The following is a 4,531-nucleotide window of genomic DNA, read 5'->3' as shown; positions in this document are numbered from 1 at the left end:
CGATGAAGACCGCATCATCGTTCACCGAGCCGACGCTGAAGCGCACAGTCTCGGCAACCTTTCGGTTATCTACCGGGTTCCCGTGCTGGTCGGCAAGCCCCAGGATGATGGTGGTGGTGTCGCCCGCGGTCACCTCTGGAGCGTATACGAGGCGCGATATCTGGTAGGGGGTGAGATCATGGTCGATCTTCTGCTCAAACGTTGTCTCCACCGCCCCGGCACAAGCGGTTATCACGGCAACACCGCTCGCCGTGCCGGTGGTGAACGTGGCGGCGGCGGTCCCGGACGCACCGGTGGTGACGGTTGCCGGGGTCAGGCGGCCGAAGACCGGGTCGACGTGGAGCGCCACAGCGCAGTCCTCGAGAGGCGTCCCGTTCCCGTCGCGCACCTCCACGGTTATCCGGGTTGAATCAACCCCGTTCGCCACCAGCCAGCCGGCGTTGCCCGTGAGGTTGATCCGAGCAGGATCTGTTGCACTCACCACAGGGACGACCAGGCAGAGGAGGAACGTGAGGGCGACTAATTTTCGGAAATCCATACTGAGATCAGAGAGCCATGACACACATTGTATATATAATAGTTTTTATATTGTGCCGCCCTGGCGCAGGGCACCTTATCCCGCTTTAAAATGCTCCAATACGCAATAAATTTAAATTTCGGGGATTTTTTTAGTGATACCCTGCGTAATAAACGCCACGCTCAATGCGGAAATAATATATAAAAAAACATCATTTTATTTTTCGTACATCCGGCAGCAGGAAAGAAGCGATAACATTCACCAATTGACCCTTCAAAACGGGATTCTCAGGTTTTAATAAAACACACTATGGTCGGGGCGAAGCACATTCCGCGATCGTTAAATATCGGTTTATGCAGGTAACCGGGAGGATGCCCACCACCTGCTCGGCAGCCGGAAAATGAGCGGCCCGGGGATACCCTGCCGCAGGGTGATCACTGGATCCGGATGTAAGCCTTCTGCCCGTCTCCGATACGGACTAAACAGGTATCCTGCGATACCGGGGCATCAGGGGCAGTGGCCCGGACACGGATGGTATAATTTCCCGGGGAGAGGTCCCGGACGTCGAAGCAGGCCTCCATCTTGTGTGCACCCTGCGAGGATGGTCGGGTGCCAAGCGCCCGTATGTATCCGTCATCGCCCGTGCAGGATATCTCCTGCCTGGCCTCCTTCTCCCCGGTGTAGTTGAGATCCCAGGTCATGGAGAGGAACTCAGTGACCGGGGAAGCACAGTTGAGGTTGGTGACGTTGAGCGACCAGGTATCCATGGTGGTGTTCTCCTCACCAAACGCCGTGATGTAGACCCGGGGGATCGGCACCCGGTCGCGTTCGTTGAAGGTAATGGTCGCACCGTCCCCGAAGAGGCTGATCGTCCCTTCATCGAGGACCTTGAGCCTGAAGGTTGCCTCCCAGGTCTAGTTGAGACGGATGGTGCCGATATCGAAGTGCAGGCTCTGGTTCTTCTCCCATTCGTCGCTCTGGTCGGTGGTGTTCGAGATGATCGTATGACGTCCCGTCTCGTTCTCGACCCAGCTCTTGATGGAGGTCGAGATCCCTTCCGCGGGGACGTATTTGAAGACCTGGTTGCCGGGGACCGGGGCGCTGTTCACCTCAACGTTCTCGAAGGCGACGTCCATTGTGGTGTTGACGCCGGCCTCGGTCATGAGTCTCTTGGCGATCGCTTCAAATGCCTGCTCGAGCACAGCATGATTGTTGGCAAAGAAGTACTCACCGCCGGACTCCTCTGCCAGGCGGCGGGGGATATCCTCCTGTGCCTGGGATCCGCTCCCCGTATAGTAGATCGGGAAGATCTGGATCCCCCTACTCTTTGCATACTTTGCCAGATTCTGCTGATCCCCGAGGTCGTCGAACCGGACGTAGTTAATCGAATCAGGCCCGCAATCCTCCGGGTTAGAAACCGCAACTCCGTCGGCATCCGGCCCAAACGGGCTGCCATAATAACTGTACCGGCTCTGCATCAGGACGACGACCGCCTGCACGGAGTCCTCGCTGGTCGGGGGAGTATCCTCAAGCGTTTTTATCGCCTTATACAGCCCATAACGGAGCGGGGCACTCGGATTACCCTCCTTACTGTTCTTCATCGGCACTACGTTCCAGAGGGAGTCATGGATGGCTGGAGAGTTGCCCGGGGTCAGGCCGTTCTTGAGATCGGCATAATCCTCATACCTGACCTCGCCGTTACCAGGATAGTGAACCTTCACGTATTCCTCATCATCACCGGGATTCCCGTCCTCCCCCACGTCATTGACCCAGTTGTAGTCGTTAGGCAGATTCAGGATATCGATCTTGCCGCCTGGATACAGCGACGGCATGGGCTTGTCGCCGTACAGCATGAGGCCGACACGGTTATTCTGCCAGAGGCCGATATCAGTGTCGATGTACCGGGCGAACTCTCCAGCTGCGGCACGGGCATAGACCATCCGGTCGTGCATATCTTTCTTTTTTTCACCAGCGGTTTTATTGTCCTCATCGTTCAGGAGCATCCCCTCTCCCCGGTCAAGGAGGATGACCACATCGATGGGCGCATACCGGGGGATTGCCCAGCCGTCCCCCTTCAGCTGGATGGTGACATCGACCGTATCGTTCACCGTGACCACATCAGGGGTGACGTTTGTCGTGATGGAGAGATAGGGGTAGTTCACCCAGGTCAGGGTGATGGGGCGCTCGATACCATTCCACGCCGCGACGACTTTGCAGGTGCCGGTTGCGGCCGGACTGTAGCCGGGAGCCCGGTACTCGGTGGTGAACGCGCCCGGGGTAAACTCTACGGACGCGATGCCGTATGTATTGGTGGTGGTGCTCGCCCCGGAGAGCGACGGGGCCGAGGTCTGGTTATAGCAGTCATCCACCACGATATTTTGTATCGAGAACCCGACAGTTTCTCCTGCGACCGGGTTACCAAACCGGTCGACGACCTTCGCCCGTATGACTGTCGGGGCAGAGCCGGGCACGTCACTGCTCGGCATCGTCTCGGGGCAGGTGGAGAGGAGGAGGTTTGTCGGGTCGCTGCTGACGAACGCGATCTCCCGGGACCGGGTGACTGAGGCGTTGTCGACTGCGGTCGCCGTGATGGTGACGCCGCCGGTCATCTCCTGCGGACCGTAACTGACCTTCGCCTGGCCGTAGGCATTCGTCGTCACCAGCGTCTCCTCTTCGCCGCTCGCATTCGTGGTTATCGCAAGCTCCCTCCCGCATGACGGGTTCCCAAACTCGTCGAGGAGCGTGCTGGTGATGAGGAACCGGCTTGAACCGTCGGCGATGACGCAGGGCAGGTCTCCCCCGGGCTGGACGTCGATCTCCATCGCACAGGGCTCTCCGTTTGCCACGCCGTGTATCGTCAGGTAGCGGTCAGGCAGCGGTTCGGGCGGGCTTACCAGGACGATGTTCTCGCCCGGCAGCGTGTCGACCCGGAGTGTTATGGTGGCGTTCCCGGCAGCGTCCACGTCGACATCGGCACCGCCGAACGCCGCGTTCCCGGAGGGCGAGCCCACCATGAAGCCCACGGTCTCGGCTATCTTCCGGTTGTCAACCGGGTTTCCATACCGGTCGACCATCCGGACGGCGATATCCGTCGTCCCCCCGACGGTCACCTCGGGCTCGTACCAGATGTTTTCAATCTTGTATGGGGCCGCGTGGTCGATCTGCTGCATGACCGTCTTTGTCTGCACCAGCGCTCCCTCCTCGTCCCTGTACGAGACGGTCACCGTGATCGGGGCGGTCCCGCTGGCGGTTGCGGGGGTGAAGACCGCCGTCGCCATGCCGGTGGCGTCGGTCGTGGCGACGGCGGGTGTTATGCTCCCAAAGGTGCTATCCACCGCAAATTCAACCGTGGTTCTCCCGATCAGGGTGCTCCCTGAGGTGCTGTTTTCGACCTGCACCGTGATGGTCGCGGTGTCGCTGCTCCCCGCCGTCAGCCATTCGGTATCTGTGCTGATCTCAACCATATCGGGTATCAGGGCAGCGGCAGGGGCCGCCAGGAGGAGCAGCCCGGCGACGATCAGGTATGCGTGTATCCATCTTCCCATATGCCTTCGTATTGGGAAGTTAGAGTGAGTCAGTATATAAATTCAACACATAAAATAATTTCATTTAACTTTCCGTTTTGGATTTCGACGCTTAATATTAACTATTTTTGAATAACGTTCGAAGAAGTGACCACTCCTCCGAATAGATCCGGCCGGGAGATCCCAAACAGGAATGAGTTCATTTCCCGGGAAGGAAAAGACCGTTCCCGGGGATTTTGGGGATTTTTGCTGAATAAGTTAACCATCTTGCTGAATAAGTTAACCATCCGATGGGGTTGGCCGTGCCCGGGCGGCACCACATGGAGTGAATTGGAAGATGCAGCAAGCCAGAATCCGGCCGCTTTGGCAATCTGTTGCAGGGATAGCAGTTAACCCGCTCACTCTCCGGAAGAGTACATGATAAACAGAGACCTGCCCCGATTTAAACATTCAGGAGCGTATTGTTAAATGGTCTGATTGTTCATCTCAC

The 4,531-nt window shown here is 57.9% G+C and carries 3 protein-coding genes; all 3 read right to left on the bottom strand.

Going from position 1 to position 4,531, the window contains the following annotated elements:
* The coding region (locus BP858_RS00510) for an Ig-like domain-containing protein (RefSeq protein WP_286878550.1) at positions 1–538 on the bottom strand (538 nt) is incomplete at its 3' end.
* A gap of 413 nt (positions 539–951) precedes the next feature.
* Complete coding sequence (locus tag BP858_RS00505) at positions 952–1,335, bottom strand: hypothetical protein (protein WP_074175754.1); 384 nt, start codon at positions 1,333–1,335, stop codon at positions 952–954.
* A gap of 96 nt (positions 1,336–1,431) precedes the next feature.
* Positions 1,432–4,062: a hypothetical protein gene (locus BP858_RS00500; RefSeq protein WP_286878548.1), complete on the bottom strand. Its 2,631-nt coding sequence runs from the start codon at positions 4,060–4,062 to the stop codon at positions 1,432–1,434.
* Between the last annotated feature and the right edge of the window lie 469 nt (positions 4,063–4,531).

Origin of the sequence: Methanoculleus sp. UBA413, assembly GCF_002502935.1 — an archaeon.
Taxonomy (GTDB): domain Archaea; phylum Halobacteriota; class Methanomicrobia; order Methanomicrobiales; family Methanoculleaceae; genus Methanoculleus; species Methanoculleus bourgensis.
The sequence above is the reverse complement of the archived record's forward strand: the minus strand, read 5'-3'. Positions and strand labels throughout refer to the sequence as shown.